Annotated in this window: 31 protein-coding genes, 1 rRNA gene and 7 pseudogenes (1 of these 39 running past the window's edge); 36 read left to right on the top strand and 3 right to left on the bottom strand. The window is 42.8% G+C overall.

What is annotated here, in order from left to right; genetic code table 11:
• Positions 1 to 2: 2 nt before the first annotated feature.
• The 33 genes and pseudogenes from rpsC (at position 3) to ACEWFH_RS00850 (ending at position 18,971) form a co-directional block, all read left to right on the top strand.
• Positions 3 to 686: a 30S ribosomal protein S3 gene (gene rpsC, locus ACEWFH_RS01010; protein ID WP_473725807.1), complete on the top strand. Its 684-nt coding sequence runs from the start codon at positions 3 to 5 to the stop codon at positions 684 to 686.
• Positions 664 to 1,098, top strand: coding sequence for a 50S ribosomal protein L16 (gene rplP / locus ACEWFH_RS01005; RefSeq protein WP_066237943.1), 435 nt, complete (start codon positions 664 to 666; stop codon positions 1,096 to 1,098). The genes rpsC and rplP overlap by 23 nt, the downstream gene beginning before the upstream one ends.
• Positions 1,088 to 1,291 carry a 50S ribosomal protein L29 gene (rpmC, locus tag ACEWFH_RS01000; protein ID WP_066237940.1) on the top strand — a complete coding sequence of 68 codons (204 nt, stop codon included), beginning with the start codon at positions 1,088 to 1,090 and terminating at the stop codon, positions 1,289 to 1,291. Before rplP ends, rpmC begins: the two co-directional genes overlap by 11 nt.
• A gap of 22 nt (positions 1,292 to 1,313) precedes the next feature.
• Complete coding sequence (rpsQ, locus tag ACEWFH_RS00995) at positions 1,314 to 1,577, top strand: 30S ribosomal protein S17 (protein ID WP_289497519.1); 264 nt, start codon at positions 1,314 to 1,316, stop codon at positions 1,575 to 1,577.
• A 45-nt stretch (positions 1,578 to 1,622) separates the two neighbouring features.
• Positions 1,623 to 1,991 carry a 50S ribosomal protein L14 gene (gene rplN / locus ACEWFH_RS00990; RefSeq protein WP_066237936.1) on the top strand — a complete coding sequence of 123 codons (369 nt, stop codon included), beginning with the start codon at positions 1,623 to 1,625 and terminating at the stop codon, positions 1,989 to 1,991.
• Positions 1,992 to 2,048: 57 nt separating this feature from the next.
• A complete protein-coding gene (rplX, locus tag ACEWFH_RS00985; RefSeq protein WP_066294477.1) occupies positions 2,049 to 2,360 on the top strand; it encodes a 50S ribosomal protein L24 in 312 nt (103 codons plus the stop codon).
• Between the two features lie 26 nt (positions 2,361 to 2,386).
• Positions 2,387 to 2,925: pseudogene (gene rplE / locus ACEWFH_RS00980) on the top strand (50S ribosomal protein L5).
• A gap of 24 nt (positions 2,926 to 2,949) precedes the next feature.
• Positions 2,950 to 3,135: a 30S ribosomal protein S14 gene (gene rpsN / locus ACEWFH_RS00975; RefSeq protein ID WP_066237928.1), complete on the top strand. Its 186-nt coding sequence runs from the start codon at positions 2,950 to 2,952 to the stop codon at positions 3,133 to 3,135.
• Positions 3,136 to 3,167: 32 nt separating this feature from the next.
• A complete protein-coding gene (rpsH, locus tag ACEWFH_RS00970; RefSeq protein ID WP_066237923.1) occupies positions 3,168 to 3,566 on the top strand; it encodes a 30S ribosomal protein S8 in 399 nt (132 codons plus the stop codon).
• A gap of 24 nt (positions 3,567 to 3,590) precedes the next feature.
• Positions 3,591 to 4,130, top strand: coding sequence for a 50S ribosomal protein L6 (rplF, locus tag ACEWFH_RS00965; RefSeq protein WP_066237919.1), 540 nt, complete (start codon positions 3,591 to 3,593; stop codon positions 4,128 to 4,130).
• Positions 4,131 to 4,161: 31 nt separating this feature from the next.
• Positions 4,162 to 4,524, top strand: a complete 363-nt coding sequence (gene rplR, locus ACEWFH_RS00960) for a 50S ribosomal protein L18 (RefSeq protein WP_066237916.1) — start codon at positions 4,162 to 4,164, stop codon at positions 4,522 to 4,524.
• A gap of 14 nt (positions 4,525 to 4,538) precedes the next feature.
• Positions 4,539 to 5,039, top strand: a complete 501-nt coding sequence (rpsE, locus tag ACEWFH_RS00955) for a 30S ribosomal protein S5 (protein ID WP_066237913.1) — start codon at positions 4,539 to 4,541, stop codon at positions 5,037 to 5,039.
• Between the two features lie 14 nt (positions 5,040 to 5,053).
• The gene (rpmD, locus tag ACEWFH_RS00950; protein WP_066237910.1) at positions 5,054 to 5,242 is read left to right on the top strand and encodes a 50S ribosomal protein L30; all 189 of its coding nucleotides are present in this window, start codon (positions 5,054 to 5,056) and stop codon (positions 5,240 to 5,242) included.
• Positions 5,243 to 5,273: 31 nt separating this feature from the next.
• Positions 5,274 to 5,714, top strand: a complete 441-nt coding sequence (gene rplO / locus ACEWFH_RS00945) for a 50S ribosomal protein L15 (protein ID WP_473725806.1) — start codon at positions 5,274 to 5,276, stop codon at positions 5,712 to 5,714.
• Positions 5,714 to 7,014: pseudogene (gene secY, locus ACEWFH_RS00940) on the top strand (preprotein translocase subunit SecY). The gene rplO and the pseudogene secY overlap by 1 nt, the downstream one beginning before the upstream one ends.
• Positions 7,015 to 7,083: 69 nt before the next feature.
• A complete protein-coding gene (locus ACEWFH_RS00935) occupies positions 7,084 to 7,737 on the top strand; it encodes an adenylate kinase (protein WP_473725805.1) in 654 nt (217 codons plus the stop codon).
• Positions 7,734 to 8,479: pseudogene (gene map, locus ACEWFH_RS00930) on the top strand (type I methionyl aminopeptidase). The gene ACEWFH_RS00935 and the pseudogene map overlap by 4 nt, the downstream one beginning before the upstream one ends.
• Positions 8,480 to 8,493: 14 nt before the next feature.
• Entirely contained in the window at positions 8,494 to 8,817 is a 324-nt protein-coding gene (locus ACEWFH_RS00925; RefSeq protein WP_066390694.1) for a KOW domain-containing RNA-binding protein, read from the top strand.
• Positions 8,810 to 9,028, top strand: a complete 219-nt coding sequence (infA, locus tag ACEWFH_RS00920) for a translation initiation factor IF-1 (protein ID WP_066237890.1) — start codon at positions 8,810 to 8,812, stop codon at positions 9,026 to 9,028. The genes ACEWFH_RS00925 and infA overlap by 8 nt, the downstream gene beginning before the upstream one ends.
• Positions 9,029 to 9,063: 35 nt before the next feature.
• Positions 9,064 to 9,177 carry a 50S ribosomal protein L36 gene (gene rpmJ / locus ACEWFH_RS00915; protein WP_007203526.1) on the top strand — a complete coding sequence of 38 codons (114 nt, stop codon included), beginning with the start codon at positions 9,064 to 9,066 and terminating at the stop codon, positions 9,175 to 9,177.
• Between the two features lie 21 nt (positions 9,178 to 9,198).
• Positions 9,199 to 9,564, top strand: a complete 366-nt coding sequence (gene rpsM, locus ACEWFH_RS00910; RefSeq protein WP_066237886.1) for a 30S ribosomal protein S13 — start codon at positions 9,199 to 9,201, stop codon at positions 9,562 to 9,564.
• Positions 9,565 to 9,584: 20 nt separating this feature from the next.
• Complete coding sequence (rpsK, locus tag ACEWFH_RS00905; protein WP_066237883.1) at positions 9,585 to 9,980, top strand: 30S ribosomal protein S11; 396 nt, start codon at positions 9,585 to 9,587, stop codon at positions 9,978 to 9,980.
• Between the two features lie 143 nt (positions 9,981 to 10,123).
• The gene (locus ACEWFH_RS00900) at positions 10,124 to 11,068 is read left to right on the top strand and encodes a DNA-directed RNA polymerase subunit alpha (RefSeq protein ID WP_066390697.1); all 945 of its coding nucleotides are present in this window, start codon (positions 10,124 to 10,126) and stop codon (positions 11,066 to 11,068) included.
• A 58-nt stretch (positions 11,069 to 11,126) separates the two neighbouring features.
• Positions 11,127 to 11,489, top strand: a complete 363-nt coding sequence (gene rplQ, locus ACEWFH_RS00895; RefSeq protein WP_066237878.1) for a 50S ribosomal protein L17 — start codon at positions 11,127 to 11,129, stop codon at positions 11,487 to 11,489.
• Positions 11,490 to 11,959: 470 nt separating this feature from the next.
• A pseudogene (locus ACEWFH_RS00890) lies at positions 11,960 to 12,789 on the top strand (energy-coupling factor ABC transporter ATP-binding protein).
• A pseudogene (locus ACEWFH_RS00885) lies at positions 12,774 to 13,330 on the top strand (ATP-binding cassette domain-containing protein); the annotation flags it as partial. The pseudogenes ACEWFH_RS00890 and ACEWFH_RS00885, both read left to right, overlap by 16 nt.
• Before the next feature lie 309 nt (positions 13,331 to 13,639).
• Positions 13,640 to 14,437, top strand: a complete 798-nt coding sequence (locus ACEWFH_RS00880; RefSeq protein ID WP_473727177.1) for an energy-coupling factor transporter transmembrane component T family protein — start codon at positions 13,640 to 13,642, stop codon at positions 14,435 to 14,437.
• 13 nt (positions 14,438 to 14,450) lie between these two features.
• The gene (gene truA, locus ACEWFH_RS00875; protein WP_473725804.1) at positions 14,451 to 15,203 is read left to right on the top strand and encodes a tRNA pseudouridine(38-40) synthase TruA; all 753 of its coding nucleotides are present in this window, start codon (positions 14,451 to 14,453) and stop codon (positions 15,201 to 15,203) included.
• A gap of 150 nt (positions 15,204 to 15,353) precedes the next feature.
• The gene (gene rplM / locus ACEWFH_RS00870; protein WP_066237860.1) at positions 15,354 to 15,791 is read left to right on the top strand and encodes a 50S ribosomal protein L13; all 438 of its coding nucleotides are present in this window, start codon (positions 15,354 to 15,356) and stop codon (positions 15,789 to 15,791) included.
• A 17-nt stretch (positions 15,792 to 15,808) separates the two neighbouring features.
• Complete coding sequence (gene rpsI, locus ACEWFH_RS00865) at positions 15,809 to 16,201, top strand: 30S ribosomal protein S9 (protein WP_066237857.1); 393 nt, start codon at positions 15,809 to 15,811, stop codon at positions 16,199 to 16,201.
• Between the two features lie 236 nt (positions 16,202 to 16,437).
• Positions 16,438 to 16,924 (top strand): annotated as a pseudogene (locus ACEWFH_RS00860) (DUF2521 family protein).
• Positions 16,925 to 17,001: 77 nt separating this feature from the next.
• Positions 17,002 to 17,745: an N-acetylmuramoyl-L-alanine amidase CwlD gene (gene cwlD, locus ACEWFH_RS00855; protein ID WP_473725803.1), complete on the top strand. Its 744-nt coding sequence runs from the start codon at positions 17,002 to 17,004 to the stop codon at positions 17,743 to 17,745.
• A 180-nt stretch (positions 17,746 to 17,925) separates the two neighbouring features.
• Positions 17,926 to 18,971: pseudogene (locus tag ACEWFH_RS00850) on the top strand (Mrp/NBP35 family ATP-binding protein).
• A gap of 28 nt (positions 18,972 to 18,999) precedes the next feature.
• Here the strand turns inward: ACEWFH_RS00850 and gerD are convergent.
• Together gerD and ACEWFH_RS00840 are read right to left on the bottom strand one after the other, a co-directional pair.
• The gene (gene gerD / locus ACEWFH_RS00845; protein WP_473725802.1) at positions 19,000 to 19,428 is read right to left on the bottom strand and encodes a spore germination lipoprotein GerD; all 429 of its coding nucleotides are present in this window, start codon (positions 19,426 to 19,428) and stop codon (positions 19,000 to 19,002) included.
• Entirely contained in the window at positions 19,425 to 19,619 is a 195-nt protein-coding gene (locus ACEWFH_RS00840; protein WP_473725801.1) for a hypothetical protein, read from the bottom strand. Before ACEWFH_RS00840 ends, gerD begins: the two co-directional genes overlap by 4 nt.
• A gap of 146 nt (positions 19,620 to 19,765) precedes the next feature.
• Between ACEWFH_RS00840 and ACEWFH_RS00835 the strand changes: the two genes are divergently transcribed.
• Positions 19,766 to 20,416 (top strand): KinB-signaling pathway activation protein, encoded by a 651-nt coding sequence (locus ACEWFH_RS00835; protein ID WP_473725800.1) that lies wholly within the window; start codon positions 19,766 to 19,768, stop codon positions 20,414 to 20,416.
• Here ACEWFH_RS00835 and pdaB read toward each other — a convergent pair.
• Positions 20,409 to 21,170, bottom strand: a complete 762-nt coding sequence (pdaB, locus tag ACEWFH_RS00830) for a polysaccharide deacetylase family sporulation protein PdaB (protein WP_473725799.1) — start codon at positions 21,168 to 21,170, stop codon at positions 20,409 to 20,411. The two genes, ACEWFH_RS00835 and pdaB, sit on opposite strands and share 8 nt — an antisense overlap.
• Before the next feature lie 152 nt (positions 21,171 to 21,322).
• On the opposite strand from pdaB, the gene ACEWFH_RS00825 reads away from it, so the two are divergent.
• Both ACEWFH_RS00825 and ACEWFH_RS00820 read left to right on the top strand, forming a co-directional pair.
• The gene (locus ACEWFH_RS00825) at positions 21,323 to 21,547 is read left to right on the top strand and encodes a hypothetical protein (protein WP_289497498.1); all 225 of its coding nucleotides are present in this window, start codon (positions 21,323 to 21,325) and stop codon (positions 21,545 to 21,547) included.
• A 267-nt stretch (positions 21,548 to 21,814) separates the two neighbouring features.
• Positions 21,815 to 23,205 (top strand): 16S ribosomal RNA (locus ACEWFH_RS00820); it runs 158 nt beyond the window's last position.

Raw genomic sequence — 23,205 nt, 5'->3', positions numbered from 1 at the left:
ACGTGGGTCAAAAAGTAAATCCAATAGGTCTACGTATTGGCGTCATCCGTGACTGGGATTCAAAATGGTACGCTGAAAAGGATTACGCTAATCTTTTACATGAAGACCTTAAGATCCGTTCATATATTGAAAAGCGTTTAAAAGACGCTGCTGTATCCGGAGTTGAAATCGAACGTGCAGCTAACCGTGTGAATGTCACAATTAAAACTGCTAAACCAGGAATGGTAATCGGTAAAGGTGGATCTGAAGTTGAAGCACTTCGTAAAGCCCTTAACGACATCACTGGCAAGCGAGTTCATGTAAACATCTTTGAAATCAAACAAGCTGACGTTGATGCTAAGCTAGTTGCTGAAAACATCGCTCGTCAACTTGAAAACCGTGTATCTTTCCGTCGTGCTATGAAGCAGGCGATCCAACGTGCAATGCGTATGGGTGCGAAAGGTATCAAAACACAAGTGTCAGGCCGTCTTGGCGGAGCTGATATCGCTCGTGCTGAACATTATAGTGAAGGTACAGTTCCTCTTCACACACTTCGTGCAGACATCGATTACGGTACTGCTGAAGCAGACACAACTTACGGTAAGCTTGGAGTTAAAATCTGGATTTATCGTGGTGAGGTCCTTCCAACAAGAGGAACGAAAAAGAGGAAGGAGGCAAATAATTATGTTATTGCCAAAACGTGTTAAATATCGTCGTGAACACCGCGGTAAAATGCGTGGGAACGCAAAAGGCGGTACTGAAGTTCATTTCGGAGAATTCGGTTTGCAAGCTCTTGAAGCTAGCTGGATTACTAACCGTCAGATCGAAGCAGCTCGTATTGCGATGACTCGTTATATGAAGCGTGGCGGTAAAGTATGGATCAAAATTTTCCCATCTAAGCCTTACACTGCAAAGCCTCTAGAAGTCCGAATGGGATCTGGTAAAGGTGCTCCTGAAGGATGGGTAGCAGTAGTTAAGCCAGGAAAAGTTATGTTTGAAATCGCAGGTGTCTCTGAAGAAGTGGCACGCGAAGCGTTGCGTCTTGCAGCACACAAGCTTCCTGTAAAATGTAAGTTTGTTAAACGCGAAGAAGTGGGTGGTGACACAAATGAAGGCTAATGATATTCGTAACCTGACCACTGCAGAAGTTGAACAAAAAGCAAAAGCACTTAAAGAAGAGCTTTTTAACCTTCGTTTCCAACTAGCGACAGGTCAACTTGAAAACCCGGCCCGCATTCGTGAAGTTCGTAAAGCAATTGCCCGTGCAAAAACGGTTTTACGCGAAAGAGAGCTTGGGATTACTAACGGTTAAATCTTGAGAGGAGGTTCGCACAATGAGTGAACGTAACCAGCGCAAGGTGTACACTGGTCGTGTTGTTTCTGACAAGATGGACAAAACGATTACAGTGCTTGTTGAAACATACAAGACTCACACTTTATATAACAAACGCGTTAAATACTCTAAAAAGTTAAAAGCGCATGATGAAAACAACACTGCTAAGATTGGCGATATCGTAAAGGTTATGGAAACGCGTCCGCTTTCTAAAGACAAGCGATTCCGTTTAATTGAAGTAGTAGAAGAAGCAGTAATTATTTAATAAATTGTTCGGATTATACTCATATCCGAAAGGAGGTCCATTCGCATGATTCAACAAGAATCCCGTTTAAGAGTAGCTGATAACTCCGGTGCGAAAGAGTTACTTTGCATTAAAGTTCTTGGTGGTTCTGGTCGTAAGTACGCTAACGTTGGTGACATTATCGTTTGTTCGGTTAAGTCCGCAACACCAGGTGGCGTTGTTAAGAAAGGTGACGTTGTTAAAGCGGTAGTGGTACGTTCTAAGCGTGGTATGCGCCGTAACGACGGATCTTACATCCGCTTTGATGAGAACGCGGCTGTAATCGTTAAGGATGATAAAGGTCCTCGAGGAACTCGTATCTTCGGACCAGTAGCACGTGAACTTCGTGACAAGCAATTTATGAAAATCGTATCTCTTGCTCCAGAAGTTCTTTAATATATTTACTAGCAAGGCGTTTATTGTCTTGTAAGGAGGTGCAACATCACAATGCCATTGCATGTGAAAAAAGGCGATAAAGTACAAGTTATTTCCGGCAAGGATAAAGGCAAACAAGGTGTGATCCTTGAAGCTTATCCGAAGCTGAACAGAGTGCTTGTTGAAGGCGTGAACGTTGTTAAGAAACACGCTAAACCTTCTCAAGCTAACCCACAAGGTGGAATCCTTAGCCAAGAAGCACCAATTCATGCTTCTAACGTAATGCCTCTTGACCCTAAAACTGGTGCTCCTACTCGTGTAGGCTACAATGTAGTTGATGGGAAAAAAGTTCGTGTGGCCAAAAAATCTGGTGAAACCCTAGATAAATAAGTCTCAGAGTGAAAGGAGGACACATAATGAACCGTCTACAAGAGCGATATAAATCAGAGATTTTACCATCTCTAATGGAAAAGTTTAATTACACTTCAGTAATGCAAGCACCAAAGATCGAAAAAATCGTTATCAACATGGGTGTTGGTGAAGCAGTATCCAACTCTAAAGTGTTAGATACAGCAGTAGAGGAACTTACAGCAATCGCTGGTCAAAAACCTGTGATTACTCGCGCTAAGAAATCTATCGCTGGATTCAAACTTCGTGAAGGTATGCCGATCGGATCAAAAGTTACACTTCGCGGAGAGCGCATGTATGACTTCCTTGATAAGTTAATCAGCGTTTCCTTCCACGTGTACGTGACTTCCGCGGGGTTTCCAAGAAGTCTTTCGACGGCCGCGGTAACTACACGCTAGGTGTTAAAGAGCAATTGATCTTCCCGGAGATCGACTATGATAAAGTAAACAAAGTTCGCGGAATGGACATCGTTATCGTAACGACTGCGAACACTGACGAAGAAGCACGTGAGCTTCTTACACAAGTCGGAATGCCATTCCAAAAATAACCTTTAGCCAAAGGAGGTTTACCCGTGGCAAAGAAATCCATGATTGCTAAGCAACAACGCAAGCAAAAGTTCCAAGTGCAAGAATATACGCGCTGTGAACGTTGCGGGCGTCCTCATTCAGTAATCCGCAAGTTCAAACTGTGCCGTATTTGTTTCAGAGAACTTGCTTACAAAGGTCAAATTCCTGGCGTTAAAAAAGCCAGCTGGTAATACCCTGAAAAAAGGGAAGGAGGTAACTAGTAATGGTTATGACAGATCCAATTGCAGATATGCTTACTCGTATCCGCAACGCAAACACTGTTCGTCACGATAAATTGGAGCTTCCTGCTTCTAATATGAAAAAAGAAATAGCTGAAATCCTTAAGCGTGAAGGTTTTGTTCGCGATGTGGAATATGTAGAGGATAGCAAACAAGGAATGATTCGCATCTTCCTTAAGTACGGTTCTAACAACGAGCGTGTAATCTCAGGTCTTAAGCGTATTTCTAAGCCTGGTTTACGTGTTTATGCAAAATCAACTGAACTTCCACGTGTTCTTGGAGGACTTGGTATTGCGATCGTATCTACTTCTAAAGGCATTATGACTGATAAAGAAGCTCGCCAATCACAAATGGGTGGCGAAGTTCTAGCGTACGTTTGGTAATAAATAGCGAATGGAGGTGTCAACATGTCTCGCGTAGGTAACAAACCGATAGAAGTTCCAGGTGGCGTTACGATCGATGTTGCTAATGACAACACGGTTTCTGTAAAAGGCCCTAAAGGTGAACTTTCTCGCAAATTCAATGCTGACATTAAGATTAATGTTCAAGATAACGAAATTACTGTGGAACGCCCGAGCGACCACAAAGAGCACCGTGCATTGCATGGTACAACTCGTAGCGTATTAAACAACATGGTAATCGGTGTAACAAACGGTTATGAAAGAGCTCTTGAAATTATCGGGGTTGGATATCGTGCTTCCAAAGCTGGTAACAAGCTTGTACTTAACGTAGGTTACTCTCACCCTGTTGAAATCGTTCCTGAGCAAGGAATCGACATCGAAGTACCTTCAAACACGAAGGTTATTGTTAAGGGTATTGACAAGCAACGTGTTGGTGAAGTTGCTGCAAACATCCGTTCAGTTCGTTCACCTGAGCCTTACAAAGGTAAAGGTATTCGTTACGAAGGTGAATTCGTTCGCCGTAAAGAAGGTAAGACTGGTAAATAAAGCCGTTAGGTAGCGGAAAGGAGTGCAAAGGATGATCACGAAAGCAGATAAGAATGTCGCTCGTAAGAAAAGACATGCTCGTGTTCGCCGCGTTGTAAGCGGAACAGCACAACGTCCTCGTTTGAACGTATTCCGTTCTACAAAGCACATCTATGCTCAATTGATCGATGATCAAGCAGGTGTAACAATTGTATCTGCATCTTCCCTTGATAAAGGTGTAAGTGTAGAAAACGGTGGAAACGTAGATGCTGCTAAAGCGATTGGTCAAGAAATCGCTAAGCGCGCAGTTGAAAAAGGAATCAAATCGGTAGTATTTGACCGAGGCGGATATTTATATCACGGACGTATTAAAGCATTAGCAGACGCAGCTCGTGAAGCTGGGTTAGAATTTTAATCGAAGGAGGGAACCTGATGCGTATCGACCCTAACAAACTTGAACTTGAAGAACGCGTCGTTACCGTTAACCGTGTAGCTAAAGTAGTAAAAGGTGGACGTCGTTTCCGCTTTGCTGCAGTAGTTGTAGTTGGTGACAAAAACGGTCACGTTGGATTCGGTACTGGTAAAGCCCAAGAGGTACCAGAAGCGATCCGTAAGGCGATTGAAGATGCTAAGAAAAACTTAGTAACTGTACCGATCGTAAAAACAACAATTCCTCACCAAGTAATTGGACGTTTTGGAGCAGGTAACGTACTTCTTAAGCCTGCATCTGAAGGTACTGGGGTAATTGCTGGTGGACCTGTACGTGCAGTATTGGAGCTTGCTGGTGTAGGTGACATCCTTTCTAAGTCACTTGGATCTAACAACCCAATCAACATGGTTCGTGCAACTATCGAAGGTTTGAAAAATTTAAAGCGTGCTGAAGACGTTGCGAAACTTCGCGGTAAATCAGTACAAGAGCTTTTAGGTTAAGGAGGGAACTTTAGATGGCTAAGAAATTAGAAATCACCCTCACTCGCAGTGTAATCGGCCGTCCGGAAAACCAACGTATCGTTGTTAAGACACTTGGTTTACGCAAAATGCACCAGACAGTTGTGCACGAAGATAACGCGGCTATCCGCGGTATGGTTAACAAGGTGTCTCACCTTTTAACAGTGAAAGAATTAGAAGCTTAAAAAGATAAATAAATCATGAGGAGGTGCTCAGATGAAACTTCATGAGTTGAAGCCATCAGAAGGATCCTGTAAAGTTCGCAACCGTGTAGGTCGCGGTATCGGATCAGGCAATGGTAAAACAAGTGGTCGTGGTCACAAAGGTCAAAACTCTCGTTCAGGCGGTGGTGTTAGACCTGGATTCGAAGGTGGACAAAATCCACTAGCACGTCGTTTACCGAAACGCGGATTCACAAACCCTACTCGTAAAGAGTATGCAGTTGTAAATCTTGAGAAGCTTGTACGTTTTGAAGAGGGCACAGAGGTTACTCCTGAACTTCTTATTGAAACTGGAGTAGTTAGCAGTCTTAAAAACGGTATCAAAGTTTTAGGTAATGGCAAGTTAGAAGTTAAGCTTACAGTTAAGGCGCACAAATTCTCTGTTTCTGCTAAAGAAGCAATTGAAGCAGCGGGCGGAACTACTGAGGTGATCTAATGTTCCAGACAATCTCCAACATTATGCGTGTGGGTGATCTGAGAAACAAGATATTGTTTACACTTGCTATGCTGGTAGTGTTCCGTCTTGGAACATTTATCCCAGTACCTGGTGTAAATCGCGACGTACTGAAATTCAGTACAGGCGACAGTGCTAACATTTTTGGTTTTTAAATACGTTTGGCGGTGGAGCGTTACAAAACTTCTCCATTTTCGCTATGGGTATCATGCCGTATATTACAGCATCGATCATCGTGCAGCTTCTGCAGATGGACGTTGTTCCTAAATTTACGGAGTGGAGTAAGCAAGGTGAAGTTGGGCGTAAGAAATTAGCTCAGTTCACTCGCTATGGAACTATTGTTCTTGGTTTTATCCAGGCTATCGGTATGTCTATCGGTTTTAACAATCTTTTTCCAGGACTTATTCAAAACCCTAGCATGACTACGTATCTATTTATCGCGTTAGTTTTAACTGCAGGTACTGCATTCTTAATGTGGTTAGGTGAGCAGATTACCCTTAAGGGGATTGGAAACGGAATTTCAGTTCTGATTTTTGCGGGGATTGCCGCAGCTATTCCTACAGCAGTTAACCAGCTTTTCACAACGCAATTTGAAGGCGGTAGCGATCAGTTATTCATGCATATCGTAACGGTTGTACTGCTTGCTCTTGCGATTGTACTCATTATTATGGGTGTTATCTTTATTCAACAAGGTGTTCGGAAAATCCCGATTCAGTATGCAAAACGAGTCGTTGGAACAAAGCCTGTTGGCGGCCAGTCAACTCATCTTCCAATCAAAGTAAATGCAGCAGGTGTTATCCCGGTTATCTTCGCGATTTCCTTGATCATCACGCCAAGAACTGTTGCGGGTTTCTTTGGACAGAATGATGTTACGACTTGGATTATCAACACGTTTGACTACACGAAGCCAGTCGGAATGATTATATATGCGCTCCTTATTATCGGATTCTCGTATTTCTATACGTTTATCCAGGTAAATCCGGAGCAAATGGCGGAAAACTTAAAGAAGCAGGGTGGATACATTCCTGGCATTCGTCCAGGAGCTAACACTCAAACTTATATAACAAGAATTCTGTATCGATTAACATTTGTTGGATCTCTTTTCCTGGCTGCAATTGCAGTCCTGCCAGTTGTCTTTACAGCAATTCCAGGTTTGAACCTTCCGCCAGCCATTCAAATTGGTGGAACAAGCTTGCTGATTGTTGTAGGTGTGGCATTAGACACCATGAAGCAGATTGAGAGCCAGCTGATCAAGCGGCACTACAAAGGCTTCATTAAATAAGAGCGAGGGAAGAGTGATCTTCCCAGCCCGCTCTTTAAAAAAGACGATTGTGATTTATGGAGGGATTAGATGTATCTAGTCTTAATGGGATTGCCCGGAGCAGGTAAGGGTACTCAAGCAGAAAGAATTGTTGAGAAATACGGAATACCTCATATCTCTACTGGAGATATGTTCCGAGCAGCAATTAAAGAGGAGACTCCTCTTGGACTTGAGGCAAAATCGTACATGGATGCGGGTAACCTCGTTCCTGACGAAGTTACAATCGGTATCGTACGTGACCGACTTTCTAAAAAGGACTGCGAAAAAGGATTTTTACTAGATGGATTCCCTCGGACAGTTGCCCAAGCGGAAGCGCTGGAAGAAATCACAAAAGAGCTAGGAAGAACGATTGATTATGTGTTAAACATTTCAGTAGATTCCGATCAGCTTATGCAGCGATTAACAGGTCGTCGGATTTGCCAATCATGCGGAAGCACGTATCATGTAATATTCAACCCGCCAAAGGTTGAAGGAGTATGTGATAAAGACGGCGGTACGCTTATCCAACGTCAAGATGATAATGAAGAGACCGTTCGAAACCGTTTAGATGTAAACATGAAGCAGGCTAAACCACTGCTTGATTTTTATGGTGAAAAAGGTTACCTGAAAAACGTTAATGGTGATCAGGATATCGACAAAGTCTTTCAAGACATTGACCAACTTATTGGGGGATTGGCGAAATGATAATCTGCAAAACACCGCGAGAGATTGAAATCATGCGGGAGGCAGGTCGCATTGTTGCCTTAACTCATCAAGAGTTAAAAAACACATTAAGCCTGGCATAACTACTAAGGAACTGGACAAAATTGCTGATAAGTTTATCCGCAGCCAAGGTGCAATTCCTTCATTTAAAAACTATAATGGTTTTAGTGGAAGCATCTGTGCTTCTGTAAATGAAGAACTTGTGCACGGAATTCCAGGTAAACGCGTACTCAACCATGGCGACATTATCTCTATAGATATTGGGGCGAAGTACAACGGATACCACGGTGACTCCGCTTGGACGTATGGAGTTGGCGAGATTTCGGAAGAAGCTCAAAAACTTTTGGATGTAACCGAAGAGTCTTTGTATAAAGGACTTGAAAAAGCAAAAGCCGGTGCCCGGTTAACTGACATTTCTCATGAGATACAAAAGTATGCTGAGAATGAAGGGTTTTCTGTTGTTCGCGAATACGTTGGACACGGAATAGGCCAGGACTTACATGAGGACCCGCAAATTCCTCATTATGGACCGCCTGGTAAAGGACCGGTACTGAAAAAGGGCATGGTTTTAGCAATAGAACCTATGATTAATGCGGGAACTCGCTATGTTCGAACATTATCCGATAACTGGACGGTTGTCACAACGGATGGCAAATGGTGTGCTCACTTTGAACACACGGTTGTCATTACGGAAGAAGGCTTTGAAATCTTAACTAAGATCTAAGTGAAGGTGATGAAATGGTAAGCGAATCTGATTCGGTACCGAACATAGGACAACTGGTTCGGATACTAAAAGGAAGAGACGCAGATCGGTTAGGTGTTATTGTCGGTATTCTCGATGGGCGTTTCGTCCTCGTCGCAGATGGCGACAAGCGTAAGTTTGATCGAGCCAAACGAAAAAACCTAAACCACTTAGAACTGCTAGATTTTACTTCTCCGGAAGTTGTTAAAAGCATTCTTGAAACAGGTCGTGTAACCAATGGCAAATTGCGTTATGCAGTAGCGAAGTTTTCCGACGAGAAAGTCATTGCTCTGAAGAAGGGAGATCAAGTCGATGGCTAAAGATGATGTTATTGAGGTAGAAGGTACAGTTATTGAGCCTCTTCCGAACGCCATGTTTCGTGTTGAACTAGAAAACGGACACAAAGTTCTAGCGCACGTTTCTGGAAAGATTCGTATGCACTACATTCGAATTCTTCCAGGGGATAAAGTAACCGTAGAATTGTCTCCGTATGACTTATCACGTGGTCGTATAACGTATCGTTTTAAATAATCAATGTACTCCGTGACATAAGGAGGTTATAAAAAATGAAGGTAAGACCATCAGTCAAGCCAATATGTGAAAAATGTAAAGTGATTCGCCGCAGAGGCACTGTAATGGTGATCTGTGAAAATCCGAAACATAAACAAAAACAAGGTTAATATACAGGAGGTGCAAAAATTATGGCACGTGTTGCAGGTGTAGATATTCCTCGTGATAAGCGAGTAGTAATCTCTTTAACATACATCTTCGGTATCGGTAAAACAAAAGCACAGCAAATTCTTGCTGCAGCTGGAGTTTCTGAAGATACACGCGTTCGTGATCTTACTGAAGATGAATTAAATAAAATCCGCGAAGTCATCGATGGACATAAAGTGGAAGGTGACCTTCGTCGTGAAGTATCACTAAACATCAAGCGTCTAATCGAGATCGGAGCATATCGTGGTGTTCGTCATCGTCGTGGATTACCAGTACGTGGTCAAAACACGAAGAACAACTCCCGTACTCGTAAAGGACCTCGTCGTACAGTAGCGAATAAGAAAAAGTAAGTAAAGGAGGTAAACTCTAAATGGCAAAAGCACGTAAGACTAATACACGTAAACGTCGTGTCAAAAAGAATGTTGAAGTCGGCGTAGCACATATCCGTTCTACATTCAACAACACGATCATTACGATCACTGACACGCACGGGAACGCAATCTCTTGGGCGACTGCTGGTCACCTAGGATTTAAAGGTTCTCGTAAGTCTACTCCGTTCGCAGCACAAATGGCAGCTGAAACAGCTGGTAAAACTGCAATGGAACATGGTATGAAAACGTTGGAAGTATCCGTTAAAGGACCTGGTGCTGGACGTGAAGCAGCAATCCGTGCCCTTCAAGCGGTAGGCTTAGAAGTAACAGCTATTCGTGACGTTACTCCTGTACCTCACAACGGTTGCCGCCCGCCAAAACGCCGTCGCGTGTAACAATATACACGGTATATATTTCTATAACTTGTCTATAATGGTTATAGTGAAAGTTTTGGTAAATGATAAGTCGGAATGCCTATGGGGAATTTCGGCTGGAAATCTCCAGCCGAGATTCGACGTTTGAAGGAGGGTTCAGTTGAATGATCGAAATCGAAAAGCCAAGAATTGAGACGGTTGAAATCAGCGACGATGCCACATACGGAAAGTTTGTTGTTGAACCACTTGAACGTGGATACGGGACTACACTAGGCAACTCCTTGCGTCGTATCTTGTTGTCCTCACTACCTGGTGCAGCAGTTACATCTATTCAGATCAATGGCGTATTGCATGAGTTCTCTACAGTTGAAGGTGTAGTTGAAGATGTTACAACCATCATCTTAAACTTAAAGAAACTTGCAATGAAGATTTACTCTGATGAAGAGAAGACACTTGAAATCGATGTACAAGGTGACGGTGTTGTTACAGCTGGCGACATTACGCACGACAGCGATGTAGAAGTCCTTAACCCGGATCTTCATATCGCAACACTAGCAAAAGGCGCTCATTTCCAAATGAAGCTTCATGCTAAACGTGGTCGTGGTTATGTACAGGCAGAAGGCAATAAACGCGAAGACCTGCCGATCGGAGTAATTCCTGTTGATTCCATTTACACACCTATTTCTCGTGTAAACTATCAAGTGGAAAACACTCGTGTAGGACAAGTAACAAACTATGATAAGCTAACGCTTGATGTATGGACAGATGGGAGCATTCGTCCAGAGGAAGCAGTTTCTCTTGGTGCGAAGATCATTAGCGAACATTTAAACATTTTTGTTGGCTTAACAGATCAAGCTCAGAACGCTGAGATTATGGTGGAAAAAGAAGAAGACCAAAAAGAAAAAGTACTAGAGATGACGATCGAAGAACTTGATCTTTCTGTTCGTTCTTATAACTGCCTAAAGCGTGCTGGCATTAATACAGTTCAAGAACTTGCGAATAAGTCTGAAGAAGACATGATGAAAGTACGCAACCTTGGAAAGAAATCTCTTGAAGAAGTTCAAGAGAAACTTGAAGAGCTAGGTCTTTCATTACGCGCTGACGATTAATTCGTAATACGCGCTTTTTCAAGACGAGAGAGAAACGCGCAGAGGAGGGAATACAAGCATGGGATACCAAAAGTTAGGTCGTGTATCTGCGGTTCGTAAAGCAATGCTTCGTGATTTAGCTACTGATCTAATCATCAACGAGCGTATTGAAACTACAGAAGCACGTGCAAAAGAAGTTCGTAAATTTGCTGAAAAAATGATTACGCTTGGTAAGCGTGGAGACCTTCATGCTCGCCGTCAGGCTGCATCGTTCCTTCGTAACGAAGTAGCAGACGCTGAGTCTGGACAAAGATCTCTACAAAAGCTTTTCAGTGATCTTGCACCTCGCTATGCTGAGCGTAACGGTGGTTACACTCGCATCGCAAAAATCGGCCCTCGCCGTGGTGATGGTGCACCAATGGTTATCATTGAATTAGTTTAATAAAACGTATGAAAGGGCGGGATCAAGTCTTCAATGACAATCTTGCCCTTTTTTATTTATTTAAAAACTCGAACAAAGTCAGTGGAAGAAATAGCTACATTCTTTCATGACTGTGGATTAAAATTTGCTTCCCATAAAAGGTGCTAGTTTGTGCTGGCCTCGAGGGGGTATATAAGGGTTTGGATTTGTAGATTTATGTCGACTCGTCAATATATACTAAAAACTAGGGGAATTAACACCGTAACTTGTCAAAATATAACCAAACTCTTCAAATTAACGTCTGATTATCGCAAATTATTGGTGATGATACCCTTCCTAGTATATATATGTGGAGATGTAATATGCTCCTGCATCAGTGAGATAACGCACCATGCACATTTCTACATTCTAATTTTATATGTTAAAAGCTAATTTAAAGAAATGAGCAGAGAGCAGCTTAGAATGAGCAACAGCTAAGAGGAGGATGTCACATGGAAAACATCATTACCGTTAAAGATGTGACCTTTTATTATCCGGGAGAAGAGACACCTACACTTAAAGGTGTAACGTTAGATGTTCACAAGGGGAATGGCTTTCAATAGTAGGCCATAACGGCTCTGGTAAGTCCACGTTGGCAAAAATGTTAAACGGACTGTTATTGCCGAACGAAGGTGCCGTTTTTGTCTCAGACTACACGACAGGGCGTCCAGAGGATATATGGGAAGTGAGAAGACAAGTTGGTATGGTCTTTCAAAACCCTGATAACCAGTTTGTGGGGACAAGCGTGCAAGATGATATCGCGTTTGGACTTGAAAATTTCGGTGTTCCCCGTGAAGAGATGATTAAGCGTATCAGCGAAAGTGTAGAACGTGTGGGAATGGAAGCTTTCTTAAACCAGGAACCTCATCAGTTATCCGGCGGTCAGAAACAAAGGGTGGCTATTGCAGGCATCTTGGCACAGAAGCCATCTGTCATCGTACTGGATGAGGCAACATCGATGCTTGATCCGATCGGACGAATTGAAGTCATCGAGACTGTCCGTGAACTGAATAAAAAAGAAGGCATCACTGTCATTTCCATTACACATGATTTAGAGGAAGCGCTAAGTGCAGACAGAGTTGTCGTCATGAAAATGGGAGAAAAGGCTGCTGAAGGTATACCTGAAGACATCTTTCAGCAACGTGAATTGTTGAAATCGGCCGGTCTGGATTTACCGTTTTCACTAAAGTTAAGTGAAGCTCTTCGCCAACAAGGTATTGAGCTTGATAAAAGTTATTTAACGCAGGAAGAGCTGGTGAATGCATTATGGAAATTAGCATAAACCGCCTAGAACACCGCTACATGCAAGGGACTCCATTTGAGAGACGTGCGCTTCACGACATTAATCTGGAAATTGGCGACGGAACCTTTCTTGCTTTGATCGGGCACACCGGTTCGGGGAAATCCACGCTCATACAACACTTTAACGGACTGTTAAAGCCTTCTGAAGGTTCGATAAAAATGGGCAGCACGGAGCTCAAAGCTGGCGGTAAAAAACAAGATTTAAAGCCGCTTCGAAAAAAGCGGGGATCGTTTTTCAATACCCGGAACATCAGTTGTTTGAAGAAACGGTTGAAAAAGACATCATGTTCGGACCACGCAATTTTGGCGTGTCAGAAACAGAAGCAAAGAAAACAGCTGCAAATGTAATAGAAATGGTTGGTCTTCCACAATCCGTTCTCAGCAAGTCTCCATTTGACTTAAGCGGAGGCCAGATGCGCCGGGTTGCGATTGCAGGGGTACTAGCTATGAATCCGGAAGTGCTGATTCTAGATGAGCCTACAGCAGGACTCGACCCTTCAGGCAGAGTTGAGATCATGGAGTTGTTTTACGGCCTTCACGAAAAGAATAAGTTAACAACCATTCTTGTTACTCACAGCATGGAGGATGCGTCGAGGTATGCCGATGAGATCGCTGTGATGCATAAAGGTGAACTATATCTGCATGGAAAACCTAGCGATATCTTTAACCAGCGAGAACTTCTGATAAAAGCAGGACTAGATGTGCCTGAGACCGTTCAGTTTCTTCAAAAGTGGAACGAGATGTCAGGACAAAACCTTTCCCTTTCCCGCTTTACGATTGAGGAGCTCGCTAAGCAAGTGAGTCAATCCTTTAAGAAGAGGGGGATTAATATGCTGCAAAATGTGATTATCGGGCAGTATTACCCTGCTTCCTCACCATTGCATCGCATGGATTCACGTTCGAAGCTCATTGCTGCGTTCTTTTATTTGTTTATTGTCTTTCTAGCCAACAGCTGGGTGACTTACGGATTGCTTATTGCGTTTACTGCGGTCACGATCACAATGTCTAAAGTCCCGCTGCGCTTTTTGTATAAAGGATTAAAGCCTATCCTGATCCTTGTTGTGTTTACGATGCTACTGCACGTGTTCTTAACAAAAGAAGGAGATCTGTTGTATAAAGCAGGCTTTCTTGAAATTTATGAAGGTGGAATCATCCAAGGGATATTTATCGCGATGAGGCTTCTGCTTCTCGTTTTGATGACATCATTGTTAACATTAACGACAACACCGATCGATATAACGGATGGCTTGGAACATCTCTTAGGACCACTTAAGAAGTGGAAACTGCCTGTTCATGAGTTTGCTTTAATGATGTCGATCTCCCTAAGGTTTATCCCGACGCTTCTGCAGGAAACGGAGAAGATCATGAAGGCCCAGATGGCGCGTGGTGCTGATTTCACAAGCGGACCGATCAAAGAAAGAGCAAAAGCTTTTGTACCGCTATTAGTTCCATTATTCGTTTCGTCGTTCAAAAGAGCGGAGGAGCTGGCACTTGCCATGGAAGCTAGAGGATATCGAGGCGGAGAGGGAAGAACACGCCTTAGAGCATTAGAGTGGCATAAACGAGATACATTTGCGCTTCTGCTGCTAGTATTGCTGACGGCCTCGTTATTATTATTACGCAGTTAAAAGGAGATTGAACATGGCTCGTATGAAAGTAACCGTGGCTTATGACGGTACGGAGTTTGCCGGATACCAAATACAGCCTAGCGGCAGAACGGTGCAAGGAATCATCCAAACCGTGCTGCAAAAGATGCATAAGGGAGAGTCCGTTGGTATTTCTGCTTCAGGACGAACGGATGCGGGCGTACACGCTGTCGGTCAAGTGTTTCATTTTGATACAGAACTTCAAATACCATCTGAAGCATGGGGCAAAGCTTTAAACGCCATGCTTCCAGACGATATTTTAATCAAAAAAGTTGAGCGGGTTGAGAGCACGTTTCATTCCCGATTTTCGGCAAGCAGCAAAGAGTATCACTATAAGCTGCTCACAAGTAAAAAACCAGACGTATTTAACCGAAACCATATGTTTCATTATCCATATCCGTTGAACGTGGAAGACATAAAAGAAGCGGCGAAGTTATTTTTAGGCACACATGATTTCACGTCCTTTTCCTCTGCCAAGTCAGAAGTGGCGGACAAAGTTCGTACGATTTTTGAATTGGATGTTGTTGAAGAGGATAACACGCTCACTTTCAAGATCAGAGGAAGCGGCTTTTTGTATAACATGGTTCGCATCATCGTTGGTACGCTCTTAGAAGTTGGACAAGGAAAGAGAAGACCAGAAGAGATCGTTACGATTTTAGAGGGTAAAGACCGGTCGCTTGCCGGCAAAACAGCGCCTGCACATGGTCTCTATTTATATCAAGTGAATTACGAAGAGAAAACGGAATAATATTTAGGATACGCTTGACATCGTTGTTTATATATTATAAGATATTATTTGGTATTTCTAAAGATATCGTCCACATGCCCCGGAGATATTTTGGGAAATGTTCACATTAAATATAATTGAAATTGATTGAAGATACAGGAGGGAAAACACATGCGTACGACTTTCATGGCGAAAGCTTCTGAAGTAGAACGTAAATGGTTTGTGATCGACGCTGAAGGCAAGACTCTTGGACGTCTATCCAGTGAAGTTGCTTCTATCCTTCGCGGTAAGCATAAGCCTATTTATACACCACACGTTGACACTGGTGATCACGTGATCATCATCAACGCAGAAAAGATCGAATTAACAGGTAAGAAATTAACAGACAAAATTTATTACCGCCACACTGGTCACCCAGGTGGACTTCGTACGAGAACTGCATTAGAAATGCGTACAACTCGTCCGGTCCAAATGCTTGAATTAGCAATCAAAGGTATGCTTCCAAAGAACAGCCTTGGTCGCCAAATGTTCAAAAAGCTTCACGTATATGCTGGAGCTGAGCACAACAATCAAGCACAAAAACCTGAAAACTACGAGTTACGCGGATAAAAAAGGAGGGTATTTACGTGGCACAAGTACAATATTATGGCACTGGACGTCGTAAGCACTCCGTAGCGCGTGTACGATTAGTTCCTGGTGAAGGCCGTATCGTTATCAACGGACGTGACATTGACGAATTTTTCGGATTAGAAACATTAAAGCTTATCGTTAAGCAACCACTTAACACAACTGAAACAACTGATAAGTATGACGTATTAGTAACTGTTCATGGCGGTGGATACACTGGACAAGCAGGAGCTATCCGTCACGGTATCTCTCGTGCGCTTCTAGAAGCAGATCCTGAGTATCGCGGATCTCTTAAAGCAGCTGGATTCCTTACTCGTGACGCTCGTATGAAAGAGCGTAAGAAGTACGGACTTAAAGGCGCTCGTCGTGCACCTCAGTTCTCAAAACGTTAATCTTTATTACGTTTATATCAAAACCCTGTTCTCTTTGGAGAGCGGGGTTTTTTTATGTATTGAGTCTGATTCATGATTATTGAGTCTAAACAATAATTATTGCTTCTAAATTGAAAATATTGAACAAATCGCTTATCTGATGATTAATCATAAATTCCCCTTTGCTGTGGGTGTAATGGGGTTTTTCCCATCTTTTATGCAGTGTCGTCTTTCCTCCCTTGGAGAAAAATAAAAGTATGGAAAAACAAAGCGTGATATACAACGCGAAGAAAGGGGAGGTAATGATGGCAATCGTATTAAACAACTTTAAAGAAAAGCAGCGCTTCAAAAAAGAAACCTTCGAGCGGAAAGTGCTTCGGGACTTATCCCTTGCTACGATAAAAAAGAATTTCAGCGGTTGTTTCAGCCTTTTTTCAATACTCGCTTCTTTATCAAAATGATATTGAGGATGCCTGCATCGACATGGCGATTGATGCTTATCTTTTAGGAGCAGGCTACAGCCGGTTTGCTTATCACGGCGAAACGTTAGAAAAAATTAAGGACAGAGCTTACGCGAAACAAAAAGCAATTGCTGATGGACTTTTTGAATATTGGCAGTTCTGGTGCTGGGGAACAGAGATGATGATGGAATCTCTTCATCTATGCTGTGAAGCGTTTGTTCATATTTGGTGGATGGAAGGCTATAAAAACGGCGAAAAACGATACCGAATGAAACTTCAATAACAACTTCAATAACAACTTCAATAAAACTTTAATAAGTATATATTTTGTCTTGTCCCATATACATAGTGATATATGGCTTGTATAGGGGGACGAAACATGAAGAAGTGGGTGAAGGAGCCGCATTTGCATTAGGATGCGCAGTCCTTTTCTTTATTTTCACCTATCATTTTTTAGACGATGACTCATGGCGGTCATGGAATCTGCCGCTGTCTGGAAAAATCATTGTCATTGACCCCGGTCATGGCGGTGCTGATGGCGGTGCAGTTGGGGACGGAGAAGTCCTGGAAAAAGAGATCGCTTTAAACATTTCTGTTTTACTTCGTGATTATTTGCAAGAAGCGGGAGCGCTTGTGATCATGACCCGTGAAACGGATACAGATCTTGCGAATGAAGGCACGAAAAAATTAAGGCATCGCAAGTGGGAAGATCTCAAAGAACGAAGACGAATCATCAATGAAAATCATGCGGACTTATTTATCTCGATTCATTTAAATTCATTGCCTTCATCCAGGTGGAGAGGCGCTCAAGTTTTTTATCATCCAGGAAAAGAGGATGGTGAAAATGTATCAAAATTTATTCAAGACGAAATTAAACGCAATTTGCAAAACACAAACCGATTTGCAAAATCCATGGAAGGCCTTTACTTGCTTCGGACGGCAGAAGTGCCAGGAGCTTTAGTTGAAGTAGGCTTTTTATCGAATCCGACAGAACGAGAACTGCTGAAAACAGAATCGTATCAAAAAAGTGTCGCGGCATCGATCTACCAAGGAATGCTTAGGTTTTATACAAATGAACCATTACCAAAATCTCCTCTTGATTGAGGGGATTTTGTTTTTTATCTATTGTTGCTTAGTCGCCCCGCGGAAAGCGAAGCAACCTGGAACGGAGATCAACCACTTCTAAGAGCAAAAGAGTCAGCTAAATAAAAAACCGCTTACATGCTTGTCTATTGAGGTTGTGATATACTGAAAAGGAATTTTACAGGTAAAGGATGTGTCTATGTGCTTACAGAAGAAAAAGTCATCGAGCTGTTAGGTCCTATTCAAGACCCTTATTTACATAAAAGCATGGTGGACTCCGGAAGTATCCGTGAGTTAAAGATAAAAGAAGGCTATGTCGGGCTTAAGATAGGCCTTGCTCATACTAGTACACCTGAACAAATGCAGCTTCAACAGCAAATTGTTCAAGTGTTAAAGAACGCAGGGGTTGAATCTGTTGGGCTACGTTTCGAGAAAAGAGACGATGTCACAGCTGCAGATCCAAGTACAGTTCAACAAGGTGCACCAACTACTCTTCTTTCTGAAAACAGCAAAACAGAGTTTATTGCGATTGCAAGCGGGAAAGGCGGAGTAGGTAAGTCTACGGTCTCCGTTAACTTGGCAGTTGCACTTGCAAGACTAGGGAAAAAGTCGGATTGATTGATGCCGATATTTACGGATTCAGCGTGCCCGATATGATGGGGATCACAGAACGCCCGAAAGTAAAAGGGGACCGCATTTTTCCTGTTGAACGTTTTGATGTAAAAGTAATCTCAATGGCTTTCTTCGTGGAAGACAATGCACCTGTTATCTGGCGCGGGCCGATGTTAGGGAAGATGCTGATGAACTTCTTTAGCGAAGTCGAATGGGGAGATCTCGATTATGTTCTTCTAGACTTGCCTCCTGGAACGGGTGACGTAGCACTCGATGTTCATAAGATGCTTCCGAAATGTAAAGAAGTAATTGTCACGACACCTCATGCAACAGCTGCTTTCGTAGCAGCGCGAGCGGGAACGATGGCAATTAAAACAAACCATGAAGTACTTGGAATCGTAGAGAACATGGCGTACTTCCAAAGTGAATCTACAGGTGAAAAAGAATATGTATTCGGAAAAGACGGTGGAAAGCGATTAGCTGAAGAGCTAAATGTTCCACTGCTTGGACAAATTCCACTCGGACAGCCTGAAATTAAAGAAGATGATTTTGCACCGAGCGTGTATGATCAAGCGCATCCGATTGGTGAACACTACATCCAAATGGCAAAAACCATTATTGAAAAAACAAAATAGAAAAAAGCCTTCCGAATTCGGGAGGCTTTTATTGTGGGGTTGTAGACTCTTGGCTTTGTCCTTGGTCGCCTGAAGCTTCTTTTTCCTTTTTGGAAATGGACTGATCAATTTCTTCATGAGCCACTTTTTTTAGCATTTCTTGAATCTGTGCTTGGACGATCGGACTTTCGAATGTTTCAAGCATCACTTTTTTCATTTCTTTTCTGACAGGCTGGGTATCGACAAGTGCTAATAATTTTTCTGCCATTTGCGGGTTCTGCATGATCTTCATCACTTCTGCCTGATATTGTGGATCTTTTATCAAATCCTTCATCAGCTTTTCGTGTTCTTTTCGCATACTTTTTGCAAAAGCTACAGAGAACTTAGGGTCTTTAAAGAGCGTCTGCCAGAACTTCTGTCCTTTTTCAGAAAGAAGCTGCTGTTCAATTGTCTGTTTGATTACTTGCTGATCAATCAAAATATCTTGCTGAATTTCTTTATCAGATAAAACTTCTTTAATGGCTTTTTTCCCTCATCTGTCTTCAACAGATCGACGAGCATCTTCTTCGTTGCTTCATAATCAACCTGTGAACTGCCTTGGGCTTCTTGTGCACAGCCCGATAGAGCAGCGAGCGAAATACAAAAGAGGAAAATGTATATTTTTTTCAACCGAATTCCTCCTCCTTTCAAGTGGGCTCGATACTTATAGGATTGATTTTTAACACGTATTTATACTGGTTATTTAAAGGAAAACTGGCAATTTAAAAGGGACATTGGTACAATCGTTACGGAACATGTTAGAGGGGAAAACAAGGGTGAAAATTAAAAGCTGGCTCTTTTTATTCATGACCACACTGTTAATTGGGATTGTGAGTGCAATTACGGTTGGTCTTATATTAAAGTTTCCTGAGAACAGCAGCCTTTTCGAGGTGTTATTATATATCTTCGGATTGATCGGATTCGGTGCGTTGTTCAGTGTATTTAGCCAAATGGGCTTCTTTGCTTATTTAACCGTACATCGCTTTGGACTTGGCATCTTTAAGAGTCACCGCCTATGGAATGGTGTGCAGCTTGTTCTAATTGCTGTTGTATTATTTGATCTATTCTTTTTACGATATACTTCTTTCCATAAAGATGGCGACAGTATCGTTAATTATATTTTGATTCCGCTTGCCATCTTAGTATACGGATTAATCATCGCTTACTTAAAAGTAAAACAAACGTCCAACGTAGCATTTATTCCAACGCTTTTCTTTATTACCGTGGTCACCATCTTAGAATGGGTGCCTGTTCTAAAAGAGAACAACACATTGTCACTTTGGATGGGGTTTGTTCCGTTGATGCTATGCAACACGTATCAAATCTTAATGCTCCATCGTTTACTGCAGGTTGATCAAAAAAACAACCCAAACAAACAAAGCCCTCTGCCTGAATACGGCAGGGGCTTTTTTACGTCTATCAGTTAACCTCTTTGCTGTTTGCTTCTGTATTTGCGATCATTTCACCCACACTTACAAATTTAAAACCATCTCCCCGCAATTTATCAATGATGGTCGGGAGTGCTTTATGCGTTTGCTTAACAGAGTCAGATGCATGAAGCAAGATGATATCTCCAGCTTTTGTTTTATTAGTAGCAGTCGTTACAATTTGATCTACTCCAGGGTTCTTCCAATCTTTCGTATCAATGCTCCAATTAACTACTGTATGATGAAGGTCCTCAGAAATGTTTAGAACACGCTCATCAAAATTACCGTTTGGCGGACGAAGAAGAGAAGTCATTTTTCCGGATACTTTTTTAATCTTTTCCTGAGCTAAAAGAATGTCTCTTTTAATCTGCTTGTCTTCCCATTCCGTGTAGCTTTTGTATTGATAGCCAAGACTCGCCACTTCATGACCATCTTTTACGATTCGTTCCACGATATCAGGATGACGTTCTGCCCAAGCCGCTGATATAAAGAACGTACAGTTTTTTACGCCTTTTTCTTTCAAGACATCAAGGATCGGCGTAACCCTCTTATCTCCCCAGCTGATATCAAATGTGAGTGAGACCTTGTTTCCTTGATCTTCTCCTTTGTAGATTGCACGGGGACCATCTTTTGATGAAAAAACAGATAATTGCTGCTGCCCTACAAAAGCGATTGAAGCGGCAAAGAATGCAGCGAAAACAACAACCATGTATTGTTTCACTTTTTTACCGTTTATGACAAAGAAAAATTTCATATCACCATTTACCCCCTTGTCCATCTTCCTTACAAAATATCTATGATTGTCCGGACAAGATATGACGGATATTCAGAAAAACCTAAAAAATAATAACTCGGCATTTTCATGGCAATAATGTTAAAAGAAAAAAACAAGCGGGGTGTCGTCTATTGTCTTTGGTAGGAATGCTCTTAAATCATCAAGAACTTCATGAGTTTGAATATGTGCTTAAAAAAGAAATGGAAGAACTAAGATTTGATCTGGAAGACCATAAGATTGATGCTATTGTAAAATCGGTATTAGAAGAGAGGTATCAAATCATCTATCGGTTATTTTGCCGGTTCGCTAAACCCTGTGACTGCAGAAGATACTTAAGGCAAAAACAAAGAAATTAACTTTTTTATAAAAACTATTGACCAAGATATGTTGAAGGTGGTATATTACTTCTTGTCGCTTTTACAGCGGCTGAAACAAACGAAATAAACAAATTAAGAATCACGTAAAAAAGCAGTTGACATCAACTAGCCAACGGTGGTATCTTATAAAAGTCGCCAAAATGAGCGGCAAGCTAGAAACACACAGTTCTTTGAAAACTGAACAAAAGAAATAGGTAAGGAATTAAATTAATTCCGTCAGTTTTAAAATCGAGCAAGACAAACACTTTTATGGAGAGTTTGATCCTGGCTCAGGATGAACGCTGGCGGCGTGCCTAATACATGCAAGTCGAGCGAATGAAGAGGAGCTTGCTCCTCTGATTTAGCGGCGGACGGGTGAGTAACACGTGGGTAATCTGCCTGTAAGACGGGGATAACTCCGGGAAACCGGGGCTAATACCGGATAATAAGAAGAAACGCATGTTTCTTTTTTGAAAGTCGGTTTCGGCTGACACTTACAGATGAGCCCGCGGCGCATTAGCTAGTTGGTGAGGTAACGGCTCACCAAGGCGACGATGCGTAGCCGACCTGAGAGGGTGATCGGCCACACTGGGACTGAGACACGGCCCAGACTCCTACGGGAGGCAGCAGTAGGGAATCTTCGGCAATGGGCGAAAGCCTGACCGAGCAACGCCGCGTGAGCGATGAAGGCCTTCGGGTCGTAAAGCTCTGTTGTTAGAGAAGAACAAGTACGAGAGTAACTGCTCGTACCTTGACGGTACCTAACCAGAAAGCCACGGCTAACTACGTGCCAGCAGCCGCGGTAATACGTAGGTGGCAAGCGTTATCCGGAATTATTGGGCGTAAAGCGCGCGCAGGCGGTCTCTTAAGTCTGATGTGAAAGCCCACGGCTCAACCGTGGAGGGTCATTGGAAACTGGGAGACTTGAGTGCAGGAGAGAAAAGTGGAATTCCACGTGTAGCGGTGAAATGCGTAGAGATGTGGAGGAACACCAGTGGCGAAGGCGGCTTTTTGGCCTGTAACTGACGCTGAGGCGCGAAAGCGTGGGGAGCAAACAGGATTAGATACCCTGGTAGTCCACGCCGTAAACGATGAGTGCTAGGTGTTGGGGGGTTCCACCCTCAGTGCTGAAGTTAACACATTAAGCACTCCGCCTGGGGAGTACGACCGCAAGGTTGAAACTCAAAGGAATTGACGGGGGCCCGCACAAGCAGTGGAGCATGTGGTTTAATTCGAAGCAACGCGAAGAACCTTACCAGGTCTTGACATCCTTTGACCACTCTAGAGATAGAGCTTTCCCTTCGGGGGACAAAGTGACAGGTGGTGCATGGTTGTCGTCAGCTCGTGTCGTGAGATGTTGGGTTAAGTCCCGCAACGAGCGCAACCCTTGACCTTAGTTGCCAGCATTCAGTTGGGCACTCTAAGGTGACTGCCGGTGACAAACCGGAGGAAGGTGGGGATGACGTCAAATCATCATGCCCCTTATGACCTGGGCTACACACGTGCTACAATGGATGATACAAAGGGTTGCGAAGCCGCGAGGCCAAGCCAATCCCAAAAAGTCATTCTCAGTTCGGATTGTAGGCTGCAACTCGCCTACATGAAGCCGGAATTGCTAGTAATCGCGGATCAGCATGCCGCGGTGAATACGTTCCCGG

It is taken from the genome of Fictibacillus sp. EA-CB0309 (assembly GCF_055814265.1).
The sequence above is the reverse complement of the archived record's forward strand: the minus strand, read 5'-3'. Positions and strand labels throughout refer to the sequence as shown.

What these genes read in the sequence shown, in the direction of transcription:
- rplP (WP_066237943.1), top strand. Translation starts at nt 664, where the DNA reads ATGTTATTGCCAAAACGTGTTAAATATCGTCGTGAACACCGCGGTAAA.
- rpmC (WP_066237940.1), top strand. Translation starts at nt 1,088, where the DNA reads ATGAAGGCTAATGATATTCGTAACCTGACCACTGCAGAAGTTGAACAA.
- rpsQ (WP_289497519.1), top strand. Translation starts at nt 1,314, where the DNA reads ATGAGTGAACGTAACCAGCGCAAGGTGTACACTGGTCGTGTTGTTTCT.
- rplN (WP_066237936.1), top strand. Translation starts at nt 1,623, where the DNA reads ATGATTCAACAAGAATCCCGTTTAAGAGTAGCTGATAACTCCGGTGCG.
- rpsH (WP_066237923.1), top strand. Translation starts at nt 3,168, where the DNA reads ATGGTTATGACAGATCCAATTGCAGATATGCTTACTCGTATCCGCAAC.
- rplF (WP_066237919.1), top strand. Translation starts at nt 3,591, where the DNA reads ATGTCTCGCGTAGGTAACAAACCGATAGAAGTTCCAGGTGGCGTTACG.
- rplR (WP_066237916.1), top strand. Translation starts at nt 4,162, where the DNA reads ATGATCACGAAAGCAGATAAGAATGTCGCTCGTAAGAAAAGACATGCT.
- rpmD (WP_066237910.1), top strand. Translation starts at nt 5,054, where the DNA reads ATGGCTAAGAAATTAGAAATCACCCTCACTCGCAGTGTAATCGGCCGT.
- rplO (WP_473725806.1), top strand. Translation starts at nt 5,274, where the DNA reads ATGAAACTTCATGAGTTGAAGCCATCAGAAGGATCCTGTAAAGTTCGC.
- ACEWFH_RS00935 (WP_473725805.1), top strand. Translation starts at nt 7,084, where the DNA reads ATGTATCTAGTCTTAATGGGATTGCCCGGAGCAGGTAAGGGTACTCAA.
- ACEWFH_RS00925 (WP_066390694.1), top strand. Translation starts at nt 8,494, where the DNA reads ATGGTAAGCGAATCTGATTCGGTACCGAACATAGGACAACTGGTTCGG.
- infA (WP_066237890.1), top strand. Translation starts at nt 8,810, where the DNA reads ATGGCTAAAGATGATGTTATTGAGGTAGAAGGTACAGTTATTGAGCCT.
- rpmJ (WP_007203526.1), top strand. Translation starts at nt 9,064, where the DNA reads ATGAAGGTAAGACCATCAGTCAAGCCAATATGTGAAAAATGTAAAGTG.
- rpsM (WP_066237886.1), top strand. Translation starts at nt 9,199, where the DNA reads ATGGCACGTGTTGCAGGTGTAGATATTCCTCGTGATAAGCGAGTAGTA.
- rpsK (WP_066237883.1), top strand. Translation starts at nt 9,585, where the DNA reads ATGGCAAAAGCACGTAAGACTAATACACGTAAACGTCGTGTCAAAAAG.
- ACEWFH_RS00900 (WP_066390697.1), top strand. Translation starts at nt 10,124, where the DNA reads ATGATCGAAATCGAAAAGCCAAGAATTGAGACGGTTGAAATCAGCGAC.
- rplQ (WP_066237878.1), top strand. Translation starts at nt 11,127, where the DNA reads ATGGGATACCAAAAGTTAGGTCGTGTATCTGCGGTTCGTAAAGCAATG.
- ACEWFH_RS00880 (WP_473727177.1), top strand. Translation starts at nt 13,640, where the DNA reads ATGCTGCAAAATGTGATTATCGGGCAGTATTACCCTGCTTCCTCACCA.
- truA (WP_473725804.1), top strand. Translation starts at nt 14,451, where the DNA reads ATGGCTCGTATGAAAGTAACCGTGGCTTATGACGGTACGGAGTTTGCC.
- rplM (WP_066237860.1), top strand. Translation starts at nt 15,354, where the DNA reads ATGCGTACGACTTTCATGGCGAAAGCTTCTGAAGTAGAACGTAAATGG.
- pdaB (WP_473725799.1), bottom strand. Translation starts at nt 21,170, where the DNA reads ATGAAATTTTTCTTTGTCATAAACGGTAAAAAAGTGAAACAATACATG.